This window comes from Sphingopyxis sp. 550B (genome assembly GCF_057401805.1).
This window is the reverse complement of record NZ_CM171610.1, coordinates 2,034,034-2,057,035: the sequence shown is the minus strand read 5'-3', so window position 1 is coordinate 2,057,035 and position 23,002 is coordinate 2,034,034. Positions and strand designations below refer to the sequence as shown.

At 66.3% G+C, this 23,002-nt stretch carries 17 protein-coding genes; 12 read left to right on the top strand and 5 right to left on the bottom strand.

Annotated elements, in window-relative coordinates:
- Positions 1-14: 14 nt before the first annotated feature.
- Positions 15-2,654 carry a TonB-dependent receptor plug domain-containing protein gene (locus AC2S9W_RS09535; RefSeq protein ID WP_486572028.1) on the bottom strand — a complete coding sequence of 880 codons (2,640 nt, stop codon included), beginning with the start codon at positions 2,652-2,654 and terminating at the stop codon, positions 15-17.
- Positions 2,655-2,799: 145 nt separating this feature from the next.
- Between AC2S9W_RS09535 and AC2S9W_RS09530 the strand changes: the two genes are divergently transcribed.
- From AC2S9W_RS09530 to AC2S9W_RS09485, 10 genes are all read left to right on the top strand, one after another.
- Positions 2,800-3,870 carry an AraC family transcriptional regulator gene (locus AC2S9W_RS09530; RefSeq protein WP_067182456.1) on the top strand — a complete coding sequence of 357 codons (1,071 nt, stop codon included), beginning with the start codon at positions 2,800-2,802 and terminating at the stop codon, positions 3,868-3,870.
- Between the two features lie 161 nt (positions 3,871-4,031).
- Positions 4,032-4,409 (top strand): DUF3703 domain-containing protein, encoded by a 378-nt coding sequence (locus AC2S9W_RS09525; RefSeq protein ID WP_234002600.1) that lies wholly within the window; start codon positions 4,032-4,034, stop codon positions 4,407-4,409.
- A gap of 11 nt (positions 4,410-4,420) precedes the next feature.
- Positions 4,421-4,741, top strand: coding sequence for a hypothetical protein (locus AC2S9W_RS09520; protein WP_076074683.1), 321 nt, complete (start codon positions 4,421-4,423; stop codon positions 4,739-4,741).
- A gap of 53 nt (positions 4,742-4,794) precedes the next feature.
- Complete coding sequence (locus AC2S9W_RS09515; protein WP_076074681.1) at positions 4,795-6,066, top strand: TolC family protein; 1,272 nt, start codon at positions 4,795-4,797, stop codon at positions 6,064-6,066.
- A 4-nt stretch (positions 6,067-6,070) separates the two neighbouring features.
- Complete coding sequence (locus AC2S9W_RS09510; protein WP_104959466.1) at positions 6,071-7,219, top strand: efflux RND transporter periplasmic adaptor subunit; 1,149 nt, start codon at positions 6,071-6,073, stop codon at positions 7,217-7,219.
- A 3-nt stretch (positions 7,220-7,222) separates the two neighbouring features.
- A complete protein-coding gene (locus tag AC2S9W_RS09505; protein ID WP_076074676.1) occupies positions 7,223-10,432 on the top strand; it encodes an efflux RND transporter permease subunit in 3,210 nt (1,069 codons plus the stop codon).
- Positions 10,416-11,336, top strand: coding sequence for a cation diffusion facilitator family transporter (locus AC2S9W_RS09500; protein ID WP_076074673.1), 921 nt, complete (start codon positions 10,416-10,418; stop codon positions 11,334-11,336). The genes AC2S9W_RS09505 and AC2S9W_RS09500 overlap by 17 nt, the downstream gene beginning before the upstream one ends.
- A gap of 158 nt (positions 11,337-11,494) precedes the next feature.
- Positions 11,495-12,661, top strand: coding sequence for a PepSY-associated TM helix domain-containing protein (locus tag AC2S9W_RS09495; RefSeq protein WP_076074671.1), 1,167 nt, complete (start codon positions 11,495-11,497; stop codon positions 12,659-12,661).
- The gene (locus tag AC2S9W_RS09490) at positions 12,658-12,837 is read left to right on the top strand and encodes a hypothetical protein (RefSeq protein ID WP_076074668.1); all 180 of its coding nucleotides are present in this window, start codon (positions 12,658-12,660) and stop codon (positions 12,835-12,837) included. The genes AC2S9W_RS09495 and AC2S9W_RS09490 overlap by 4 nt, the downstream gene beginning before the upstream one ends.
- A 43-nt stretch (positions 12,838-12,880) precedes the next feature.
- Positions 12,881-15,094, top strand: a complete 2,214-nt coding sequence (locus tag AC2S9W_RS09485; protein ID WP_212597486.1) for a TonB-dependent receptor — start codon at positions 12,881-12,883, stop codon at positions 15,092-15,094.
- Positions 15,095-15,272: 178 nt separating this feature from the next.
- Here the strand turns inward: AC2S9W_RS09485 and AC2S9W_RS09480 are convergent, their stop codons facing one another.
- The 3 genes from AC2S9W_RS09480 to AC2S9W_RS09470 all read right to left on the bottom strand — a co-directional run bounded on the left by AC2S9W_RS09480 (position 15,273) and on the right by AC2S9W_RS09470 (position 17,794).
- Positions 15,273-16,106 carry a hypothetical protein gene (locus AC2S9W_RS09480; RefSeq protein ID WP_486572027.1) on the bottom strand — a complete coding sequence of 278 codons (834 nt, stop codon included), beginning with the start codon at positions 16,104-16,106 and terminating at the stop codon, positions 15,273-15,275.
- Between the two features lie 281 nt (positions 16,107-16,387).
- On the bottom strand, positions 16,388-17,005 hold the full coding sequence (locus tag AC2S9W_RS09475; protein WP_212597488.1) for a hypothetical protein: 618 nt from the start codon (positions 17,003-17,005) through the stop codon (positions 16,388-16,390).
- Positions 17,006-17,140: 135 nt separating this feature from the next.
- Positions 17,141-17,794 carry a hypothetical protein gene (locus AC2S9W_RS09470; protein ID WP_424538561.1) on the bottom strand — a complete coding sequence of 218 codons (654 nt, stop codon included), beginning with the start codon at positions 17,792-17,794 and terminating at the stop codon, positions 17,141-17,143.
- 77 nt (positions 17,795-17,871) lie between these two features.
- Between AC2S9W_RS09470 and AC2S9W_RS09465 the strand changes: the two genes are divergently transcribed.
- Both AC2S9W_RS09465 and AC2S9W_RS09460 read left to right on the top strand, forming a co-directional pair.
- Positions 17,872-18,555, top strand: a complete 684-nt coding sequence (locus AC2S9W_RS09465) for a response regulator transcription factor (RefSeq protein WP_067105896.1) — start codon at positions 17,872-17,874, stop codon at positions 18,553-18,555.
- The gene (locus tag AC2S9W_RS09460; protein WP_212597490.1) at positions 18,552-19,901 is read left to right on the top strand and encodes a sensor histidine kinase; all 1,350 of its coding nucleotides are present in this window, start codon (positions 18,552-18,554) and stop codon (positions 19,899-19,901) included. Before AC2S9W_RS09465 ends, AC2S9W_RS09460 begins: the two co-directional genes overlap by 4 nt.
- Here the strand turns inward: AC2S9W_RS09460 and AC2S9W_RS09455 are convergent.
- The gene (locus tag AC2S9W_RS09455; protein WP_244858168.1) at positions 19,811-22,903 is read right to left on the bottom strand and encodes a CHAT domain-containing protein; all 3,093 of its coding nucleotides are present in this window, start codon (positions 22,901-22,903) and stop codon (positions 19,811-19,813) included. The two genes, AC2S9W_RS09460 and AC2S9W_RS09455, sit on opposite strands and share 91 nt — an antisense overlap.
- Positions 22,904-23,002: the final 99 nt, after the last annotated feature.

The window sequence follows — 23,002 nt, the reverse complement described above, 5'->3', positions numbered from 1 at the left end:
CGCCGCCCATGGCATCAGAAGGCGGTGCGCAGGCTCATCGCCGCATAGCGGCCGATCGCATTATGGGCGCCGCCGATGCCGTCCGTCCCGGGGAAGAAGGGCGGCTTCTTGTCGAACAGATCGTTGATCTGCAGCGCAATCTCCGTTCCCCTGGCGAAACCCGTATCGGGCAGCCGCAGGGACAGGCGCAGGTCCACCGTGGTGTAGCCCTTCGAATGATAGAGGCCCGACCCGGTCGGCGTCGCAAAGGAAGCGGTGACCCCGCTGCGATGATTGACGAAGTTGACCAGAGTGACCGGCCCCGCCGTGACTCCCAGCGTCGTGCGCAGCGTGGTTCGCGGGATGCCCGCCTCGAGCGAATCGCTGACCGCCGAGGTCGGCGACAACCGGGTCCGGTATTTCAGGACATAGTTGCCGGCGACGCCGCCGAAAATCGTGCCAAAACCCGCCGTATGCCGGTAACGCACATCGAAATCGATCCCGTTCGTCTTGCGGATGCCGAAGTTCCCCTGGCGCAAGTCCAATATGTTCTCGATCGTCGGCACCGCCGAGAAGGTGTAGAAGAAGGGAACGGTGTCGGTAATCGCCGCCGCGACCTGCGCGGCGGTCGGGTCGCGGATGACGAGCGACGCAAAGGTCGGGTCGGTGAAGAGCAGCGCGCCGAGGCCCGACGGCGTGCCGATGACGTCATTATATTTGATGTCGTAGAAGGTCGCGCCGGCGCTGAATCCCGGAGCGAATACGGGCCGGAAATCGACGCCGAGCGAAAAGGTCCGCGCCTTTTCGGGTTTCAGATTCTGGTTGCCGCCGTAAAGCAGCATCGTGTTGACCTGTGCCGCGCCGCGCAGGGGATCGCGGGCGCCGAAAGCATCGACGAGCGCCGCGGCAGCATAATAGGAACCGACGGTCGAACCCAGATCGCGAAGGCCGGGCGCCCTGAACGAACGACCGTAGCTTCCGCGAAAATTCAACCCGTCCACCGGCTCCCAGGTGATGCCGACCTTCGGATTGGTCGTCGAACCGAAATCGCTGTAATGATCGTAGCGCCCCGAAAGCGACAGCGCGAGGCTGCGGAGCATCGGCGAGGCATTGCCTTCGCCGACGATCGGCACGAACAATTCCCCGTACAGCGACTGGACGCTGCGTTTCAGATCCTCGGGAAATCCGACGCCGCCGCTCGATCCGCGCTGATCATATGTTTCGCGGCGATATTCGGCGCCAAGAGCGACCTTGACCTCGCCGCCCGGCAGATCGGCCAGCGGGCCGTCGACCTTCACGGCACCGATCCGGGTGCGCTGATGATTGGTGAAGTCGGTCGGATTGTCGAGAATGGCGGCGACGACGGTGGGGCTGGTCCCGGTACCGAACGGATCGAGCGCCGTCGCGGTCGTGGTCCCGGCCGCCGCCGCCGTCAGGGCGGTGGTGTCGATCCCCGGCTGGAAAGTATCGTTGCGCGACCAGTTGAAGGTCCCGTACAGGCTCGCCTTGAAGTCGCCGGGCAGCTTGACGTCGATCCCGGCCGTCGCATTGCCGGTCCTGACGCGATAGGTCTGGTCGAAATGATCCGCGCCGACCAGATTGTCGGGGCGAAAATCGACGAACTCGAACAGGGCGCCGGTGCCCGGCGGGGCCCGGAAAAAGGGGTTGGTCGCGGTTATCAGAACGAATGTCTGGCCCGGCAGCGCGGCCTGCACCACGTCCTTGCGATCCGAATAGAGCAGGTCGCCCCACAATGTGACGCTGGACGACAGATCCTGCCGCGCCGAAACGAACAGGCTGTGCGTGCGGTTCTCCGGAACGAGATCGACCGGCCCGCGCGGGTCGCAGGTGTTGAGGCCCGGCGCCAGGCCGGGCGCGGCATAGATCGGTCCGGTGAACAGGTTGACGTTGGCGTCCGGGCACACCGCCGAACGCGTGTCGATACCGCCGGCCGCCCGGAAGTCGAGCGACCGGTACCGGCGGTCCGCCCCGGTGATGTTGCCGTTCTGCGAATATTGATAGGCCGCGACGAACGAGCCGCTGCTCCATTCGTGCCCGAAAAGGACGCCCGCGTTGAGAGCGTGATAATCGTCCGCGAAACCGTAGCGGACGTTGGCCTCGATCCCCGATACGCGCTTGCGGGTGATGAAGTTGACGACGCCCGCGACCGCGTCGGAGCCGTAGATCGCCGATGCGCCGTCGGCGACGATCTCGACACGCTCGATCGCGAGTTCGGGAAGAAACGGATAGTCGGGATTGGTCTGCTGGGTGCTGCCAGAGATCAGGCGATGCCCGTTCATCAGCGGCAGGGTCGCGGCGGACGGCAGGCCGCGCAGGCCCGGCGCGAAGGAGCCGAGGCCGCCGTTGCTCGTGCGCGGGGCGGTGTTGAAGCTGTTGAGCTGCGGCACGGTCGCCAGCAGTTCGGGGGTGCTCGCCGCGCCGATCAGCTTTGCGTCTTCGCGCGACACGCTGATGAGGCCCGATCCGGTCGGCGGAATGCCGCGGATGCTCGTGCCGGTGACGACGATCTCCGTATCGGCTTCCGCCGCGCTGTCCTGGCTATCGTCGGCGCTCTGGGCATGAGCGGCAGCCGTTGCGCCCAGCATGGCCGCCGCGATTGCGGACCCGCACAGCATGCGCGCGCGGCGTCCCTTGAGAATGGTTCTGATCGACATGATGTTCCTCTTCCCTGGCTAGGCTTTTCCTGGCGCCGGGCTCTGCCGGCTTGATGTCGTGCTTATGATTTGCCAGAGCGGTTTGTAAGAGCATTAGCGGACATCGCTGTGTCTTTGGCGGACACGCTTTATTCTGAGGAACGATATGCCTGTCGATGATGGTCAAGGCGCATTCGCCAACGGCAATGGCCGCGCCGGCTTTCCTTCGCTGAATCAACGCATCTTTGCGCCTTTCAAGCTGGCCACCGTGATCGACACGGTGGCTGGCCGCGGCATCGCGCCGGAGACCGTGCTCGACCGCACCGGCCTGACGCTCGCCGAAGTGCGCAATCCCCATACGCTGACGTCGATCGGCCAATATCTGATCGCCTGCCAGAACATCGTGTCCGCCGGCGCCCAGTTCAGCGATGCGTTCGCGATCGGGTCGCGCCTCCACCTGTCGGCCTACGGCATGTACGGCTATGCGCTGATGTGCTCGCCGACGATGCGCGACTTCTTCGATTTCGCGGTGCGGTATCAGCCGCTCGCCACCCCCACCGTGCGCCTCGGCTGGCGGATCGAGGGGGAGTTCGCGATCTGGCAGTTTCACGAAATCTATCGCGACGTGATGAGCAGCGACGTGCGCACCTTCCTCGTCCGCCAGCAGATGAAGATGACGTACACGCACATCCACGACACGGCGGGATCGGACAATCTGCCGGTCCGCGCGCTGTTCGCGCTCGCCGAAGACGCCCATTCGGCGGAGGACGAGCGCGAATTGTCCTGCCCCTGCCTGTACGCGCAGGAGGCGAACGAGCTTCACTATCCGATCGGCATCCTCGAGCAGACGCCGGAACTGGGCAATCGCCTCACGAGGACGATGCTCGAGGAAACATGCGACCGGCTGATCGGGCAGTCGCGGATGTCGTCGGGCCTGTCGGGCGAGGTCTATCAACTGCTGCTGCTCACCCCGAACCACTTTCCGTCGATGACGGCGATCGCGGACCAGCTCGGCCTGCAGGAGCGCACGCTTCGCCGCCGCCTCGCGGCCGAGGACACCAGCTATGGCGAGATCGTCGACGACGTGCGCCGCAAGCTGGCCATCGAATATCTGCAGACGACCCGCATGAGCGTCGACGACGTGGCCTGGAAAGTGGGTTTCAGCGACAGCGCGAACCTGCGCCGCGCGATCCGCCGATGGACCGGCAAGACCATCGGCGAAATCCGTGCGGGGTGATGCGGGGGCACCGACCGCCTCCATTCAGGATGAATTCGGACCGCGCGCAGAACCGGCTGCCCCCAGTCGGTTCCCAGCCCAGAGGGGAATTTCGACCCTAAGGCTTGACCCTGTAGCCGCTACAGGGCGCATAAAGGCGCGAATCGACCAAGGGAGATTTCGTGGACACGATCGATCGGAAGCAGGCGAGGAAGCTGATCGCGGGCGAGCTTGATCGCTATCGCGCGGCGCGCACCGCCGGTGATGGCCGTTCCGCCTGGATCGCGCTCGAACGTGCGCATGTCGTCGCGCAGTCCTTTTTCGCGCTTCACCTCGCTTCGCACTGGCGCATGCTCGGCTACGCGCTCGCGCTAGGCGATGGACGCGAGGCCGCCGGGCAGTTGTTCCGTCTCGCGCTCGTGCCGCTCGGCTCGCTCACGGGGCGCCTGCCGGTCGGCAATACGGGCCGGGCCCGGATCAGCGCCTTCAAGCCGATGCCGATCCCATCCGACCTCGAAGCGCTGATTTCGCAGCGCGACAAAATGGCTTCGGGCCGATAAGGGAAGCAGTCATGCCGGGTGCGATGATGCGACTGCTGATGATTATCGGGGTGCTGCTTTGCAGCATGCATCTGGCCGAACCCGCGTCGGCGCATGCCACTGCCGATGAAGCCGCCTTCCATCTTTCGGCCGATGACGGCGACCGGGACAGTCAGGAGCCGGCATCGAAGCTGATGCATGGCGGCCACCATCATTGTCCCGTCGCGCCCGACTTGCGGCCTGCATCCGATACCCCATGGACGTTCGCGCGCGCGCCGCTGTTCGCGTCTGGCGTCACGCAGCTTCCCTCGCGCACCCTGCCCCCCCTTCTCGATCCACCTCTCGCGATCTGAGCGCGCTCGCCGCGTCGTGCGGCGATCCCCCGGATCAATTGAGGATGGATCTTATGTTCAGGTTCGTTGCTGCCCTGGTGGCAGCCACATCGTGCGTCGCAATCGCGCATGCACAGCAGGCCGGCGTCGTGAGCCGGCCAATATCGGAGCCGTTGCTGACGCTCGACGATGCCATCGCGCTCGCGACCGGCAGCGCTCCGGCAGCGGAAGCCGCGACGGCGGAGGTCGATTCGGCCGAGGCCGGACGCCGGGTTGCAGGCCTCAGGCCCAATCCCGCGCTGCTGGTCGAAGTCGAGAATTTCGTCGGCACGGGCCCCTATAGCGGGGTCAACGGCGCCGACGTCACCGCCAGTCTCGCCATTCCGCTCGAACTCGGCGGCAAGCGACGAGCACGGATCGCAGTGGCCGATGCCGAGGCACGCCGCGCGCTCCTCGCCCGGACGATCGTACAGGCCGATATCCGGTTGCAGGTCACCGAACTCTATATTCAGGCCGCGGCTGCCAGAATCCGGTTCGCGATCGCCGAGGACCAGTTCCGGATCGCCAGCGACACGGCGCGTGCCGCGACCGTTCGCGTGCAAGCGGGTCGCGCCTCGCCGCTCGAACAGGAACGCGCCGAAGTCGCGCGCCTCAACGCCGAAGTCGATGTCGACAGGACACGGCGTCTCGCGGACGCTGCGCGCGCCAATCTCGCGCGGCGGGTCGGACGTCCGATCACCGGGCCACTCGACGTCAGCATTCTCGGCGGGCCGACAAGCGGAACGGTGGGTCCGCCGCGCCCCGCTTCCTCGGCTGGCAGCCTCGCGCTCGCCGCGGCCGAAGCCGAACTCGCGACAGCGGACGCAGGCGTGCAACTCGCAAGATCGCAGCGCGCGCCTGACCTGACGGTCGGGCCGGGGGTCCGCCGGATCGAGGCGACCAGCGACGTCGCGGCGGTCTTCAGCATCTCGATGCCGCTGCCGCTGTTCAACAACGGGCGCGCCGCGGTCGAAGCGGCCAACGCCAGACGGCGCCGTGCCGATGCGCAGCGCCGCATGACCGCGCTCGACGTCGAGCAGCAGATCAGCGACGCCGAGGTCGAAGTGCACAATGCGGCGGCCGCGGCGCGGGTTGCCAGCGGCCCGGCGCTCTCGGCGGCGATGGAGGCCGCGCGGATAGCGCGCATCGGATACCGCGAGGGCAAGTTCGGACAGCTCGAATTGCTCGATGCCGAACGGACGCTGATCGAAACGAGATCGGCTTCGATCGAAGCGCTCGCCTCCTATCAACTTGCCAGGGCCCGGTTGGAGCGCCTCACCGCTCCCGCGCCCATCGAAGGGAATTGATTCCATGAATATCTTCATCAATCGAAAGCTGCTCTCCGCCGCGCTGGTGCCACTTTTGCTCTCAGCGTGCAGCGGCAGCGAGAACGCCAAGCCCGCCGATGAACATGGCGAGACAGAAGGCGGCCACGCCGAGGAAGGCCATATCGCGCTCACCGCAGAGCAGATCCGGGTCGCAGGCATTACGCTCGGCCGACCGGCCGTCGGCAGCGCAGGCGCGCTCCAGCTTCCCGCGACGATCGAAGGCGATCCGCAGGGAACGCAGGCGGTATCGGCGGCGATCGGCGGGCGCGTCGTCGCGCTCAATCGCCATCTCGGCCAGAGCGTCGGCCGCGGGCAGACGCTCGCGATCATCGAGAGCCGCGAGGCGGCACAGTTGCAGGGCGAGGTGCAGGCGACGAAAGCCCGGCTTGCGCTCGCCGACTCCAACCTCGCGCGCGAGGAGCGGCTGTTCGCGCAGCGCGTCTCGCCGGAACAGGACGTCATCGCGGCACGCACGGCGGCGACCGAAGCGCGCATCGCCTATCGGCTCGCGCAGCAACAGGTGGCGGCGGCCGGCGGCGGCGGCGGCCAGCTCAACCGCATCGCCATCGCGGCGCCGATCTCGGGCCAGATCATTTCGCGCAGCGTCGTGCTCGGCCAGACGGTCGCGGCGGACGCCGAACTCTACCGCATCGCCGATCTGTCGAGCGTGTCGCTCGCGCTGAACCTGCAACCCGCCGACGCCGGGCGCATCCGTCCTGGTGCGATTGTCACGGTCAGCGCGCCCGGGAGGCAGGCCAGCGGCAAGATCGGCTTCGTCTCGCCCGCGCTCGATCCGGCGACCCGGCTCGTGCCCGCCATCGCGATCCTCGACAACCGGGCCGGGCAATGGCGTGTCGGCGAAGCGGTCACCGCTTCGATCGCGCTCGCGGGCGATGGCGGCGATACGTCGATCAGCGTTCCCTCCACCGCGATCCAGACAGTCGAGGGCAAGAGCGTCGTTTTCGTCCGCACCAAGGAAGGATTCAGGGCGGTTCCGGTCGTTCCCGGCGACCGTGCCGGCCCGAATGTCATCGTGCGATCCGGCCTCAGGGGCAGCGAAGAGATCGCGATCACCAACAGCTTCGCGCTCAAGGCCGAGATCGGCAAGGGCGAAGCAGGGCATGAGGACTGAGCCATGATCGCCCGCACCGTCACCTGGGCGGTCGACAATCGCTGGCTTGTCGTCCTGCTCACCGCCATTTCCGCTGTCATCGGCGCCTTCGCGCTCTCACGCCTGCCGATCGACGCGGTTCCCGACATCACCAACAATCAGATCCAGATCAATGTCCGCGCGCCTGCGCTCTCGCCCGAACTGATCGAAAAGCAGGTCGCTTTCCCGATCGAGACCGCGCTCGCGGGGATTCCCGGCCTCGAATATACCCGCTCGCTGAGCCGCAACGGATTTGCGCAGGTAACGGCCGTCTTTACCGACAGGACCGATATCTATTTCGCGCGGCAACAGGTCGGCGAACGGTTGAACGAAGCCGCCGAGACGATGCCGGACGGCGTCCGCCCCGAAATGGGGCCGATCGCGACCGGGCTCGGCGAGGTCTATATGTGGACGGTGCGGCTTGCGCATCGCAAGGACGACGTTCACAAACCCGGCGAACCCGGCCTTCAGCCCGACGGCAGTTATATGACGCCCGAGGGCGAGCGGCTCGTCACCGAAGCCGACAAGGCGACCTATCTGCGTACCGCGCAGGACTGGATCGTTACCCCGCTTCTGCGCACCGTTCCCGGAGTTGCCGGGATCGATGCAATCGGCGGTTATTCGAAGCAATATATGGTCGTCCCCGACGTGCAGCGGCTCGCCGCGCTCGGCCTCGGCCTCGCCGACCTCGCCGAAGCGCTCGAGCGCAACAATACCGCCGTCGGCGGCGGCGTAGTCGAGCGCAACGGCGAAGGGCTCGCGGTCCGCTCTGATGCGCTCATCCGCAACGCCGCCGAGCTTTCGCGCACCGTCGTCGCGACGCGGGCGGGGGTTCCGATCACGCTCGATCAGGTTGCGAGCGTCCGCACCGGGCAGGCCGTCCGGATGGGCTCGGCGTCCGAAGCGGGCACGGAGGTCGTCGTCGGCACCGCGATCATGCGGATCGGCGAGAACAGCCGCACGGTCGCGACGGCGGTCGCCGACCGGCTCGCGGGCATCAACGCCTCGCTCCCACCCGATGTCATCGTCGAGCCGGTGCTGGACCGCACCAAGCTCGTCAATGCGACGATCTGGACGGTCGGCAAGAACCTGACCGAAGGCGCATTGCTCGTCATCGTCGTCCTGTTCCTGCTGCTCGGCAATTTCCGGGCGGCGCTGATCGCCGCGCTCGTCATTCCGGTGACGATGCTGCTGACCAGCTTCGGCATGCTGCAGGCGGGCGTTTCGGCGAACCTGATGAGCCTCGGCGCGCTCGACTTCGGCCTGATCGTCGACGGCGCGGTGATCATCGTCGAAAATGCGCTGCGGCGCATGGCCGACCTCCAGCACCGGCACGGCCGCATCCTGACGATCGAGGAGCGGCTGGCGACCGTTGCCGCGGCAGCGCGAGAGATGGTGCGGCCATCGGTCTATGGCCAGGCCATCATCATCCTCGTCTACGTGCCGCTGCTGACGCTGAGCGGGGTCGAGGGCAAGACCTTCATCCCGATGGCGCTGACCGTCATCATCGCGCTCGGATTCGCCTTCATCCTCTCGCTCACCTTCGTGCCCGCCGCGATCGCGATCTGGCTTTCGAAGCGGGTCGAGGAGAAGGAGGGGCGGATCATGACCTGGCTCAAGCAGCGGTACGAACCCGGCCTCGACCGGGCGATGGCCAAACCGAAGCTGACCATCGGCGCCGGAATCGGCGGGTTCGTTGTCGCGATCATCGCTTTCCTCTCGCTCGGGCAGGTGTTTCTGCCGCAGCTCGACGAAGGCGATCTGATGATTCAGGCCTTCCGCGTTCCCTCGACCTCGGTCGAGCAGAGCCAGGCGATGCAGCTGCCGATCGAGCGCATGCTGTCGAAACAGCCCGAGGTCGCGATCGTGTTTTCGAAGACCGGCACCGCAGACCTCGCGTCCGATCCGATGCCGCCCAACGCCACCGACAATTTCGTCATCCTGAAACCGCGGAAGGAATGGCCCGACCCGAACCTCGCCAAGGCCGATCTCGTCGAGCGGCTGGAGAAGGAACTGAACAAGTTTCCGGGCAATGCCTATGAAATCACGCAACCGATCCAGATGCGCTTCAACGAACTCATCGCCGGGGTGCGCGGCGACGTGGCGGTCAAGATATTCGGCGACGATTTCGACGCAATGAATGCGACCGCGCGGGAAATCGCCGCGATCCTGCGCACGACGGAAGGAGCCACCGATGTGCGCGTCGAGGAAACCGAGGGCCTTTCGATGCTCGACATCCGCGCCAACCGCGACGCGATGGCGCGGCTCGGCGTCACCGCGCAGGACGTGCACGATGTCGTGACCGCGACGATCGGCGGACGTCAGGCCGGCACGATCTTCGAGGGCGACCGCCGCTTCCCGGTCGTCGTGCGCCTTGCGGATACGCAGCGTTCGGACTTGTCGGTGCTTGAACAGATACAGGTTCCGGTCGCTGGCGGCGCCTTCGTCCCGCTCGCCAGCGTCGCCGATATCGCGATCGTCGACGGGCCGAACCAGATCAGCCGCGAAAACGGCAAGCGCCGCGTCGTGGTGCAGGCCAATGTCCGCGGGCGCGCGATCTCGGACGTCGTGGCCGATGCAAAAGCGGCGATCTCCAAGGATGTTCGCCTGCCGGCCGGCAGTTATCTCGAATGGGGTGGTCAGTTCGAGAATCTGGCTTCGGCGCGTGACCGGCTCCAACTCGTCATTCCGGCGTGCTTCGTGCTGATCCTGTTGCTGCTCTATGGCGCGCTTCGTTCGCCGCGCGACGCGGCGATCGTGTTCACGGGGATTCCGCTGGCGCTGATCGGCGGCGTGCTGGCGCTGTTCCTGCGCGGGATGGACTTCTCGATTTCGGCAGCCGTTGGTTTCATCGCGCTGTCCGGGATCGCCGTCCTCAATGGTCTCGTGATGGTGTCCTCGATCCAGGATCTGATGCGCAGCGGCGTCGCGCGCGCCGAAGCCGCGCGCCTGGGGGCGCTGCAACGCCTGCGGCCGGTCGTGATGACCGCGCTCGTCGCCAGCCTCGGTTTCGTGCCGATGGCGCTTGCGACGGGCGCGGGCGCCGAAGTCCAGAAACCACTCGCTACCGTGGTGATCGGCGGGCTGATCTCGGCGACCCTGCTCACCCTTTTCGTGCTTCCGACCCTCTATGCGCGTTATGGGGGAGAGCGGGCGAAGACAGAGGAAAGGATCGAAGATGGCGCATTCGCATAGCCATGACGAAGGCGATCACGCCGGGCACGATCATGCGGCCGGGGCCAACGCCCGCAGCCTGACGATCGCGCTGGCGCTGACCGGCACCTTCCTGATCGCCGAACTGGCGGGGGCGTGGCTGTTCAACAGCCTCGCCCTTCTGTCCGATGCCGCACATATGTTCACCGATGCGGCAGCGCTCGCGATCGCGCTTGCGGCGATCCGTATCGGGCGACGGCCCGCCGACGACAGGCGCACCTATGGCTACCGCCGCTTCGAAATCCTTGCCGCGGCGTTCAACGCGCTGCTCCTCTTCGCGGTCGCCGCCTATGTACTCTATGAAGGGATCAGGAGGTTCGTCGAACCGCAGGAGGTGCAGTCGCTCGGCATGCTCGCGGTCGCCGTGGCCGGGCTCGTCATCAACCTCATCGCGATGCGCGTGCTCGCAGGCGGGAAGGACGAAAGCCTCAACGTCAAGGGCGCCTATCTGGAGGTGTGGGCGGACATGCTCGGCTCGCTCGGCGTGATCGCCGCCGCGGCGCTGATCTATTTTACCGGCTGGAGCTGGGTCGACCCGATCGTCGCGATCGCGATCGGCCTGTGGGTGCTGCCGCGGACCTGGATATTGCTGCGCGACACGACGAACATCCTGCTGCAAGGCGTGCCGCGCGGCGTCGATCTTGGATCGGTTCGGACGAGCATGGCCAAGGTCGCCGGGGTAATGGAGGTGCACGACCTCCATCTCTGGTCGATTGCGGGAAGCGACATGAGCCTGACGGCGCATGCTGTCTTTCAGCCCGGCGGTGATCCCGAAGCCGTGCGGCGAGCGATATCCGAGATGCTCCATGACGAGTTCGGTATTTCGCATGCAACCATCCAGATGGAATCCGATGCCGAGCAGTGCCTGGAACCCGTGCATCCTTAATGAAAACAGACGCCGTTATGCGGACGATACCGTAACGCGCGCGCTGCCTCGAGCTTTGGCTTGCTCCGCCCACGGCGCGAAACCGCTTGCATGCCATCAAGCAGGCACCTAATGGCTGCTATTGATAATCCTTTTCAATATCGCGAATAGAGCGTTCCGTGCAGCGATCGACCGTCCGGACCTGGTTTCTCATCCATAAGTGGACGAGCATCGTCTGCACGGCTTTCCTGCTGATGCTGTGCGCGACCGGCCTGCCGCTGATCTTCCACGACGAAATCGACGCGCTGACCGAAGGCCCCCCGGCTTATGGCATGCCCGGCGTCGGCTCGTCGCGCGAAGCGCCGGGCCTCAGGCCACTCGACGAAATGCTGGCGAAAGCGCTCGCCGCCCGGCCGGGCGAAGTCCCGGTCTTCATGGCGTTCGACAACGATCAGCCGTCGCTGACGATCACCACCGCGCCGCGCCCCGACTCCCCTGCCCAGGATATGACGATCCAGCTCTTCGATCGCTCGACCGGCGAGCGGACGGGCGCGGTCGACGAGGACGGGGTGATGCACTTCCTGCTCCAGCTCCATACCGACATGTTCCTCGGTCTGCCCGGGATGCTGTTCCTCGGATTCATGGGGCTGCTGTTCGTGGTCGCGATCGTCTCCGGCGTCGTGCTCTATGCGCCCTTCATGAAGAAGCTCGACTTCGGGACGCTACGCACGTCGCGCAGCGCCCGCGTCAAATGGCTCGACTATCACAACCTCCTCGGCATCGTCGCGCTCGCGTGGATGAGTGTCGTCGGCGCAACCGGGGTGATCAACGCGCTCGCGACCCCGATCTTCCAATATTGGCAGACAACCGAGCTCGCCGAGATGACCAAGGCCTATGACGGCAAGGGCGCGGTGCCGCCATCGCGTTACGGCTCGATCGACAAGGCAATGGCCGCGGCGCGCAAGGCGATCCCCGGCAACAATCCGCAGTTCATCGCCTTCCCCGGCGGCAATTTCAGCAGTCGGCACCATTATGCCGTCTTCTTCCAGGGCGATACGCCGCTGACCGAACGCCTGCTCACCTCGGCGCTGATCGACGCCGAGACCGGGGAGTTCACCGACGCACGGCCGATGCCCTGGTACACCAAGGCGCTCGCGCTGTCGCAGCCGCTCCATTTTGGCGATTATGGCGGGCTGCCGCTCAAGATCCTGTGGGCGATCCTCACCCTCTTCACGATGATCGTCCTCGGTTCGGGCCTCTATCTCTGGCTCGGAAAACGCCGCAGCGGCACCGACGCGCTCGTTCGCGAGGTCGAGAGCGGCGGCGCGCTGGTGCCTGCCGAATGAGGAAGAAACATGGCCTCGCCGCGATCTTCGCAATCCCGCTTCTCGTTGCGCTCGTCAGCATCGCGGGCCTCGTCGTCGCGCTGACCGGCGACGGGCTTCGCGACGCCGCTTCCTGGGCCGCACTCGCCATACCCGTTTTCGCCGTCGGCTGGGCCATGACGTTCCGCCGCACCTGACATCCGACCCGCGGCGTGAAGCCGCATCAAAAAGGGGAATAACATGTCCAGTCTCTCCCTCCGCGGCATGATCGGCCTGACCGCCGGGGCATCGATGCTCGCGATCACGGCGCCTGCCATCGCGCAGGACGCGGTCGGCGGCGACGACATCGTCGTCACCGCGCAGCGCAACAACCAGACGAAGGTCACCGCCGGCGGCAATGTCGGCGTGTTCGGCACCAAGGCCGCCGAGGATATTCCGTTCAACATCCGCAGCTACAACGAGGCGCTGATTCTCAACCAGCAGCCAGACTCGCTGGGCGAAGTGCTGGAAAACGACCCGACAATCCGCACCGCACTGGGCTTCGGCATCGCCGGCGAGGTCTTCGTCATCCGCGGCTTCGACCTGTCGTCGGACGACGTCGGCTTCGATGGCCTCTACGGCATCACGCCGCGCCAGCTCGTCGCGCCCGAACTATTCTCGTCGGTCGAGGTCATCAACGGCGCGAGCGCCTTCCTGAACGGCGCCGCGCCGGGCGGCAGCGGAATCGGCGGCAGCGTCAACCTGATCGCGAAAAAGGCCGAACGCGACATGGCGCGCGCGACGCTCGGCTATACTTCCGACGCGCACCTGTCGGGCGCGGTCGATGTGGCGCGCCGCTTCGGCGCGGGCGACGAATGGGGTTTTCGCATCAATGCCTCGGCGCGCCGCGGCGACATTGCGGTCAACGATGAGTTTCATTCGAGCTATGTCCTGGGCGCGACGCTCGATTACGACAGCGGCCCGCTGCGCGCCGCCTTGAATCTCAACTATCAGCGGCTGAACCAGACATATTGGCGCGGGCAGGTCAGCATCGGCGCGGCCATCCCGCGCGTGCCCGATGCCGACACCAATTATTCGCAGCCGTGGAGCCAGATCCTGACCAAGGACTTCTTCGGCACCTTCAGCCTCGAATATGACCTGTCCGACGCGGCGATGCTCTATGCCAAGGTCGGCGCACGCGACGGCCGCGAGGACCAGACCACCGCCGGCATCACCGTCACCGATCCGGTGACCGGCGCCGCCACCGGCCTTGGCTCCTATGTGCCGCGCGAAGACAACAACGAAGCAGCCACCGCGGGAATCCGGATCAAGCTGGCCGGCGGCGGCGTCAGCCACGAGATCAACGCCGGCGTCGCGGTGAACTGGCAGGTCAACCGCAACGCCTATGATTTCGACCTCGTCGGCTATGCCACCAACCTTTACGATCCCGTCGTCGCGCCGCGACCGGCGCCCAACCAGTTCGTCGGCGGCGATCTCGACAATGTGTTTCCGATCGCCCGCAGCCGCCTGTCGAGCGTCTTCGTCTCGAACACGCTCGGCCTCTGGGACGACCGCATCCTGATCACCGGCGGCCTGCGCCTGCAGGAGATCAAGACGAAGGGCTATGCGTATAACGACAGCACCATCTTCGATCCGGTATCTTTCAATGCAGGCGACCAAACCAGCGGCTACAAGGAATCGGCCGTAACCCCGGTCCTCGGCCTCGTCGTCAAGCCGGTGCCCGGCGTATCCCTCTACGCCAACCGGATCGAGGGGCTGGTGGCAGGTTCGAGCGCGCCGCCGACCTATGACGACGATGGCCTGCCAGGCACGGCCCCCCTGCCCGTCGTCAACGGCGGCGCGGCGCTGCCGCCGGTCAGATCGAAACAATATGAGGTCGGCGGCAAGCTGAACTTCGGCCGCTTCAATGCCGGTCTCGCGCTGTTCCAGATCGACAAGCCCAACAGCTTCGTCGATCCCGCCACGCTGATCTATGGCAATTACGGCACCCAGCGGAACCGCGGCATCGAGATCACGCTCGACGGCGAGCCGGTCGACGGTCTGCGGATCATCTCGGGCCTGACCTTCAACGACGCCAAGCTGCGCCGGACCGAGGGTGGGCTGAACGAGGGCAATGACGCGGTCGGCGTGCCGGACGTGCTGGCGAATGCCAACGTCGAATGGGATTTGCCCTTCCTGCCCGCGCTGACGCTGGTCGGCCGCGTCGTTTATACCGGCAAACAGGCGGCCGATGCGGCCAACACGCTCGAACTGAACGACTGGACCCGCTTCGACCTCGGCGCGCGTTATGTCGCGCTGGTCGGCGACACCCCGCTGACCTTGCGCTTCAACGTCGATAATGTCGCGAACAAGCGCTACTGGGCTTCTGCCTACAACGCCTTCAGCGCCTTCGGCTCGCGGCTGCTGCAGGGTGGCCCGCGCACCTTCAAGGCGTCGGCCTCGATCGAATTCTAGGAAGCATCCGTCCGCCCGGGCGCCGTAGCGCATGCAAGTGAAGAGCCGGGCTGGCGGAGCCTTTCGTTCGCCAGGCTGCTGACTGGCGCCCTTTGGCGAGAATTCGTGGAAAGCTGACGCGCCGCGAGCTTATGTCACTGCGGTAGGAGGACAAGGCAGGCACCGCCTGCGCTCGCGATCATCTATTGAGGACAAGATCCCCCCATTCCATTCGTTCGGCTCGCGGAATCTGGGTGGTTGGGCAATATGTGTGCGTGACATGTTCGCCGTCATCATATTCGACGGTGAAACTGGTGCGGCTCCTGACCGCCATTACCTGACTGTCCGTGTAGGATTTTCCGCTGGGATCGACCGCGCGATAGCTTCGTTCGTAGCGACCGTGACCCAAATTCCTGAAGCCAAGGGTTTCCGTACCGCCATCGGCGGCGCTCTGGCGCTTCTCGTCGATATACATCAACGTCAGATAGGGGTCTGCGACCGCCGCCGCGCAGCTCGTTTGGATGGCGTAATATCCCTTCTCCATCGGAGGAAATTCAATGGAACCCTGGATATGCGACGCGGTGCTCGCCTGTCCGGTTGCGGCGCCGGCCAGTTGCGGCCGCTCGGCGCGGATCGTCGCCTGCATCTGAGGAGAAAGCTGCGCGAAGGCGCACTTCCGATAGGCCTCTTCCAAGATCATCTCGCCGCCCGAGGCACCGCCCTGACTGACCTGGATGCTCGCAAACCGACCATTGCCTTCCGCTTTTATCCCCAGAATATCCTCGTCGCTATCTGCATTCTCCGCATTCCAGACGAGCGTGTAGCCACGATAATAATCGTAGAAATCGCTGTCGCGTGACGGGGCTCCGACACGGTGGATAGGATTGACCTCCGAATATGCGCCAGCGCCGTTCGCGCCCGGCTCGGCCTGTTTGACATATCCGTAATTCGCGCCATCGTAGAAGAAGACCAGCGATGCGCGCGCGCAGCTTCCTCCCTCGACATTGCCGTAGATGCCCTGCTCGATCGGCAATGCCCCAGCCGCGACGGCTGGAGCCCCTGTCGCATTGGCGGCGGATTGTGTCGCCAGGGTCGCTGCATTTGCGCTGTCGTGTGCAGGGGATTGCGCCCCGCACGCCGCCACGGCGACGACGGCCAGGCCAAAGATACCGGTTCTCGATATGCGGAAATGACACGAGGACATATAAGTCGCTCCATTTCTTGTCTGATCGTGAGTGAGGCTGGCTTTTCGAGGGGTTCCATTGGCATATCGGATGCTTGTCGCCGCTGATGCCTGCCGACGCCCCCCGAACCCTAGAAATCAGGGCATTTCACCAGCACAGAGATGGTGCCGTCGGGGCCTTTCGCCCGGATGCGACCGTTGCCCAATGGCTCCACCTCGAACACGGCCAGGTCCCCTTCGGATTTCCTGGTCGACCGGGCTTGCAGGATCAGCCGGTTGCCCATCAGCTTCCAGTCGCCCGCCGCCTCGTTCCCCACGACGAAGGTGCCATCTTCGCCGAGGATCATCGTCGACGCGGCTTCGCAGGATCTATTCTCCCGCGACCAGCTTCCGACCATCGCCTGGCGGAACAGCGGCGCAGCGCCCGAGGGCGGCGGCGGCAATGATGGCGACGGTGACGGCATCGGCGGGGTCTCGGCTGGATTGTCGGCGACGTCCGTTCCGCCCAGCCCGCCGAACAAGGCGCTGCCGGAAGACGCGCCTGCCGGCGTGCCTTCGCCTTCGGCCTCGCCCGTCATCGCCGGCTGGACATCCTGATCCGGGCTCGCTTCGGGGGCTGCGGGCGCGGCGACCGGTTCGGCTCGGTCCGAACCTCCCTCCAGCCAATACCAGCCCCCGCCCAGCAGCAAGGCACAGGCGGCCAGCACGAACAGGCTGGACCCGCCGCCTCCGCCCGTTTCGCCCCGCAATACTCCCTTATCCTCCACCCCCATTGCGGCGCCTCCCTGTCCGGACCGGCCGACGGACGCCGGCTTTCATCGGCGGCACGATGCAATGGAAAGGCGCCTCGGCGCACGTGACAAAATCTGTCAGGCGGCGCGGGTTCAGTTGGTGAAGATGCTGATCGCTCCGGCGCTGCCGCCGTCGGGCGCGATGGTATCGACGACGACGCTCTGCGGGCTGAGCGGACGCCAGCGACACAGAACGCGTCCGCGCGCGCGCTCCTCGTTACAGAGGATATTGCCGGCTTCGTCGCGAACGCGCAGGCGGAGCGGGGCCGGAAATTGCGTACGGGCATAGACGATCGCGGGCGCGCCGCCCTCGAAGCGGATGTTGACGGAGGCCGGATCGCCGGGCGGCCGGATCACTTTCTGCCGCCCCCCTTCGCGTCCGCGGTCGATACCCGGAAGCCTGGCCAGCCGGTCGAGCAGATCGTCGCGGCTGTCGCCCGCCTTCTCGACCGCTTGCCGCGCTTCGGCCAGCCGTCTTTCATAATCGATCGGGGCGACGCCGCCACCGGGCAGGAAAACCTGTCCTTTCGCCCAGCTCAGCATCTCGGCGGACGAGACCAGCGCTTCGGCGCGCTGCTGCGGATCGGACGTGGAATAGGCCTGTTCGCGCGCGACATCGGCCTTCGCCAGCCACTCGACGGCGCTGGGCGATGCCTCCTCCGCCCCCGCGAACCCGGTCGCGAGAGCCCCGGCGACCAGCCCGGCGAAGGCCATCGCGGATCGGCGCGAGGATCGGCGCCACTTCATTTCCTGACGGGATTCGTCAAATGCATCCATAGACGGATTAGCCTAGTATGAAACGATCCGGGGGGAAAGCGCAGCCTATGCATATCGCGATACTCGAAGATGAAAGCTACTGGATTGATCGCATTCGCCGGACACTCGACGCTGCCGGCTGGCAAGGCAGCTTCTTTCGTACCGGCGAGGACCTGCTCGCCGGCCTCGGCCGCGCCGCGTTCGATGCCGTGATCCTCGACATGCACATCGCGAATTCCCCGATGACGGGGGCGGACGTGCTGTCGCAGCTTCGCCGCCAGAAATCGCCCGAACCGATCCTGATGCTGACCCAGTTCGCCCGCCAGCACAGCGCCGCCGCCGCACTGGACGAAGGCGCGGACGACTATCTGGCCAAGCCCTTCGACGGCGACGAACTGTGCGCGCGGATTCGCGCGATCCGGCGGCGCATCGCGGTGGCCGACGCCGACATGGTTCACGCGGGGCCCCTGCACCTGAGCCGCCAGTTTCGGTGTGCGCACTGGTTCGACCGCCGGATCAACCTGAGGGGGCAAGGCTTCGACATCCTGCTGATGCTGGTCGAGGCGGACGGCGACATCGTCACGCAGGACGCGTTGTGGCAGCGGGTGTGGGCCAAATGGAGGAACCTCGACACCCAGGCCCAGCCGATCCAGGCGGGGGTATCGCGGCTGCGCAAGGACATAAGGGAAGTCACCGGTTTCGAGGTCGTGGCGACGGTGCCCGGGGTCGGTTACAGGCTGGCGCTCGGGTGATCGAGCAACTGTCCCGCTGGTCGTGGCGACGCGCCTTGCTGCTGTTGGCGCTGCTCGCGATCCTGCCGGGTGCCGCGGCGCTTTTCCTCCTCACCACCCGCGACCAGATGATGCGTAGCGCGGAAAACGAAGTGAACGCCGATGTCGCGGCGCTGACGCGGCTGACCGACGTCGACGGGGTCGTCACCGCGATCGAGGTGCTGGAAGACCGGGGCGCCCGCGGCGCCGCCGGCGGTTTGGCCTATTTGCTGGTCGATCCTGAAAATGGCGCCACGTTGGCCGGCAACATGGAGCATTGGCCCCGGAGCATCCCGCGCGTTCCCACCGAAAAGCCGATCGTCGCCGCCGGAGAGTCGCCGGTCCTGATCGGCCGGGTCATGCTGCTCGACGGTCACTTCCTGCTTTTCACCGGGCGCCGGATCGAGGGTTTCGCCGCGCTGCGCGATCGGACGATCCAGGTCGTCGGGGGCTTTACCGTCATCATTCTGGCGGGCGGGCTGATCTTCGCCTTCCTTTCGATCCGCACGGCCGAGAAGCGAATCGCGGCGATCGAAGCGACCCTCACGGCTTTCAGCCAGGGCCGCCGTTCCGTCCGGATCGAAGACCGGCGCCGCGACCCGCTGGGCCGGGTGTCGGCGCGCGTCAACGCCCTGCTCGACCTGCTGCGCGAGAAGCTGCGGCACCACGAACTGATCGCCGAACAGATCGCGCATGAATTGCGCGGACCGGTGGCAAAGGCGGCGACGGCGATTCAGGCACGGTCGGACGACCCGGCCCAGGCCTCTTTGCTGGCGCGCGGGACGATCGACGACCTTCTGCAGATGATCGACGGCGTCCTGTTCATTACCGGGATGCGCATTCGCGACCTGAAGGTCGAACGCGTCCCGCTGCACGAGGTCGCCTCCGAGATCGCCGAACTCTTCGGCGAGGTCGCCGAGAGCAAGGAGATCGAACTGGAGCGGAGCCTGCACCCCGCTTTCATCATGGGGGAACGGGCGCTGATCGAACGGCTCATGGCGAATCTGGTCGATAACGCCCTCAAATATTCACCGCCGGGAAGTTCGCTTCGCCTGCGCGTCCGCGCCGATGCCGACGGCGCGCTGTTGGAAATATCCGACAAGGGGCAAGGCCTCGCCAACTTCCCGGAAACGCCGGGGATGCTGCTTGCGCGGGGCCAGGCCACGCAGGATGTCGCGGGGACCGGCCTTGGCCTCGCGCTGGTGCTGCGTATCGCCGAACGCCACGATGCGCTGGTTCACTTCGCCGATCGCGAGGACGGCGGACTGACGGTTGCGGTGCGTTTCGCCCCAGAATCCGCGGGAACTCCGGGACCGCCGGCAACATAGGAAAGCGCCGCCCAATAACGGGGATGGCGCCAGCGGCCGGAGGGATCGTCGCGCAATGCGATCGCCGACTTGCGCAGCGCGTCGGCCAGGTCGATCCGCGGGTCCGCGCCGACCTGCGAAAAGAATTCGCGCATCTGGACATAGGCAGCGGCATCGTCGAGCGGCCAGTGACTCACCAGCAGGTTGCGCGCGCGCGCCAGGAAGAAGGCCCGGGCGAAGCTGCTGAGGGGGTCGGCGTCCCCCGGCATCGCGGTCGCCGTATCGCAGGCGGTCAGCACGACCAGCGGATGATCGAGGCGCAGGCTGCCGATGTCGGTCAGCGACAATAGCCCGTCGTTCGCCGCCGCCCCCGTTTCGGGGGCCAGTTGCAGCGCCGGCTCGACGACCGGGCCGGGAAGGCGCGTGCTGTGCGTCGCGAAAATGATGACGGCGGCCGATGCGACCTCCGGCGCCGTGGCCAGCCAGCCTTTCGTGGCCGCTTCGCCCTTGCGCACCGTCGCCGTCGCTCCGAATATGCGCGCCAGATCGTCGAGTTGGCGTTCCGCGCCGGCGAGCGGCGGCAACGACGGTTCCGCGGAGTCCACGGCACCGAGGGCCACGATGCCTCCCGCCGCCAGTCCCGGTCCGCTGCCGGCGACGATGCTCGCCACCGATGGCAGGCGCGTGATCCGAAAACGGTCGACGATCCAGTCGCCGTTCCAGCGCAACAGCGATAGCGGCAGATGAGCCAGCGGACCGGACTGAACCACGCGCAGGCTTCGGACTTCGGCGAGTTGTTCGCCGAAAGGACCGAACAGATCCTCTCCCAGCCTGTCGGCGGCATCACGGTCGAAGGCACGCAGCGTCGTTGCCCGCGCGTCCATTTGACCGCGCACGATTTCGCCCGATGTGGGCTGCAGCGACGCATTGAGCGAGGCGATCGCACCGCCGAACTGTTCCATCGACAAGCCCGCCCTGCGCCACCAGATACCGCGCGGCGTGACAAGCCACATATGGTTGGCGCGAACCGTCGGCAGCGTCAGGAGCAGCGCTTCATCGCGCTGCATGCCCTGCCGAAGCACGGGGACGTCCAGCGGAGTCGGCCGCAGCGCGACTTCATAGTCCGGATAGTCGACGCGGATCCGGTGGCTCAGCGCATCGAAGCGGAGGCGGGCCTCGGCGACGCTGGTGGCGGTATAGCGATGCTCCGTGCCGTCGGGGTTGTCGCGGAGCGCCCGGATCAGATGGCGCTCGTCCTTCACGATCTGCCGCGCGAGCAGGAAACGCTCGCGTTCGAGGCCCGCCAGCCTGTCGTCCCCCGCGCTGATGGTCGCCTGCACGAGATCGCGCGCGCGGATCGCGGCGCTGCGGTGCGCGCGCTGTGCCGCGGCGAAGCTGCGCAACGCGGCCTCGCCTTCGGTCATCTGCCCGGCATCGAGCATCGCCGCCACGACGTCGATCTCGGTCTCGGCGATGTTGCACAGACCCTTGCCCGGGCCCAGCCCGTCCGCCGAACCGAAGCTGTCGATCGTCTCGCGCGTCAGCGATTCCGCGGCGGCCTCTTCCAGCAATGTCAGCGCTTCGCGCAGCGTCGCGGGGTCGCGCGCCAGCAGCTTCGCAAGCCCGGCGCGCAGGTTCAGCGTCTGACAATGCGCGGCCGGAAGCAGCTTTTCATATCCGGGCAGGATGGTGCGATAGAGGGTGATCGCTTCGGCCCTCTTGTCGCGCTGGGCCAGAACGGACGCCAGCACCGCCTGGATGTCGAGGCGCAGAAGCGCATTTGCGGTGACGAACCCGGCGAGCGCTTGCCGCGCTTCGACCTCGGCCTCTTCCAATCGGTCGGCCGCCTGCAGCGTTTCGGCCATCGTCAGCCGGGTCTTGGCGATGAGCGCGGGATCGGCGCCCGATTCCCCGCTGCTCGCGTCGAGGATCGACAGCGCCTCGCGCAGCAGCGGGATCGCTTCGTCGGGCCGCGCCTCGCTCACCAGAAAATCGGCGTAGGCGACGAGCGTAAAGGGTTGCTCGCGCGCCGGCGCCAGTTCGCGGGCATAGCGCATGTTGTTGAGGAACAATTGCTCGGCCGCGCGGGGGCGCCCAAGCGTCGCAAGCGTCTTGGCAAGGCCCAGTTCGGCCCTGCGCGTGTCGCGGCTGTCGGGACCCAGCCGTTCGAGATAGATGGCATAGGATTCGCGCGACAGCGATTCCGCCTCGTCGAAGCGGTTGAGCTGACGCAGCACGATAGAGCGATTGAGGAGCGTCGTCGCGCGCACGGGATGCGTGGCGGGATAGAGGCGCGACTGAAGCTCGATGACCCGGGCGGAGAGCGCGGCGGATTCCTCCAGCCGGCCCTGATTGTCGAGATTGCGGGCCAGATTGTTGAACTGGGCGGCCAACAGCGGCGCGCTCTCCTCCCCTCCCTTTTCGGCTATGGCGATGGCCTGGCGATAGCGATCCTCCGCCTCCTTGTAGCGGCCCATATAATCCAGCAGCACCCCCTCGTTCCCCAGGCTGACGGCCAGGTCGGGGTGGTCGGACCCGAACAGCTTGCGCGTGATCGCGATATCCCGGGCGCGAAGCACCGCCGCCTCTTCATATCGGCCGCGGCGCAGGTACAGCGATGCCAGGAGGCCGGACGCCGACGCGATCGCTTCGCTGTCCGGCCCGTCCGTGGCTTCCGCGGCCGCGAGAAAAGCCAGGCCTTCCGCTTCGACCAGCACGTCGTCCTGCGCGTACAGGCCGCTGTCGAGCAGTTCGTTCCAAAGCTGGTAGCATGACCGGGGCGGCAGATCGGCACGCGCCCGGCACGCATCGAGTTCCGCCTTGGCGAGCCGCGTCGAGGTGCGAAAGTCGCCAGCCTCATAGGCGGCGGTATAGGCGGCGCTGGGCGCGACCGTCACCGCTTCCGCCTCCGCGGCGCCCGCCGGTGTCGCCCAGGCGATGCTCGCGATTCCCAGCAGCGCGGACAAGGCGGCGAAGGCCGACCCCGTGCATCCGCCCTTCGGCGATCCCCCGCATGCCGTCATTGCCACCCCTGCCCCGCTTTTACGCCAAGCCCCTTTGATGTGGGGGGCTTGCGCAAAAATCGAGTGATTTTTCGCACCAATCGCTTGCGATCTTTGCAA

Excerpts from the sequence above, each read along its gene's own strand:
- AC2S9W_RS09535 (WP_486572028.1), bottom strand. The coding sequence starts at position 2,654 with ATGTCGATCAGAACCATTCTCAAGGGACGCCGCGCGCGCATGCTGTGC.
- AC2S9W_RS09530 (WP_067182456.1), top strand. The coding sequence starts at position 2,800 with ATGCCTGTCGATGATGGTCAAGGCGCATTCGCCAACGGCAATGGCCGC.
- AC2S9W_RS09520 (WP_076074683.1), top strand. The coding sequence starts at position 4,421 with ATGCCGGGTGCGATGATGCGACTGCTGATGATTATCGGGGTGCTGCTT.
- AC2S9W_RS09515 (WP_076074681.1), top strand. The coding sequence starts at position 4,795 with ATGTTCAGGTTCGTTGCTGCCCTGGTGGCAGCCACATCGTGCGTCGCA.
- AC2S9W_RS09510 (WP_104959466.1), top strand. The coding sequence starts at position 6,071 with ATGAATATCTTCATCAATCGAAAGCTGCTCTCCGCCGCGCTGGTGCCA.
- AC2S9W_RS09505 (WP_076074676.1), top strand. The coding sequence starts at position 7,223 with ATGATCGCCCGCACCGTCACCTGGGCGGTCGACAATCGCTGGCTTGTC.
- AC2S9W_RS09500 (WP_076074673.1), top strand. The coding sequence starts at position 10,416 with ATGGCGCATTCGCATAGCCATGACGAAGGCGATCACGCCGGGCACGAT.
- AC2S9W_RS09490 (WP_076074668.1), top strand. The coding sequence starts at position 12,658 with ATGAGGAAGAAACATGGCCTCGCCGCGATCTTCGCAATCCCGCTTCTC.
- AC2S9W_RS09485 (WP_212597486.1), top strand. The coding sequence starts at position 12,881 with ATGTCCAGTCTCTCCCTCCGCGGCATGATCGGCCTGACCGCCGGGGCA.
- AC2S9W_RS09470 (WP_424538561.1), bottom strand. The coding sequence starts at position 17,794 with ATGAAGTGGCGCCGATCCTCGCGCCGATCCGCGATGGCCTTCGCCGGG.
- AC2S9W_RS09465 (WP_067105896.1), top strand. The coding sequence starts at position 17,872 with ATGCATATCGCGATACTCGAAGATGAAAGCTACTGGATTGATCGCATT.
- AC2S9W_RS09455 (WP_244858168.1), bottom strand. The coding sequence starts at position 22,903 with ATGACGGCATGCGGGGGATCGCCGAAGGGCGGATGCACGGGGTCGGCC.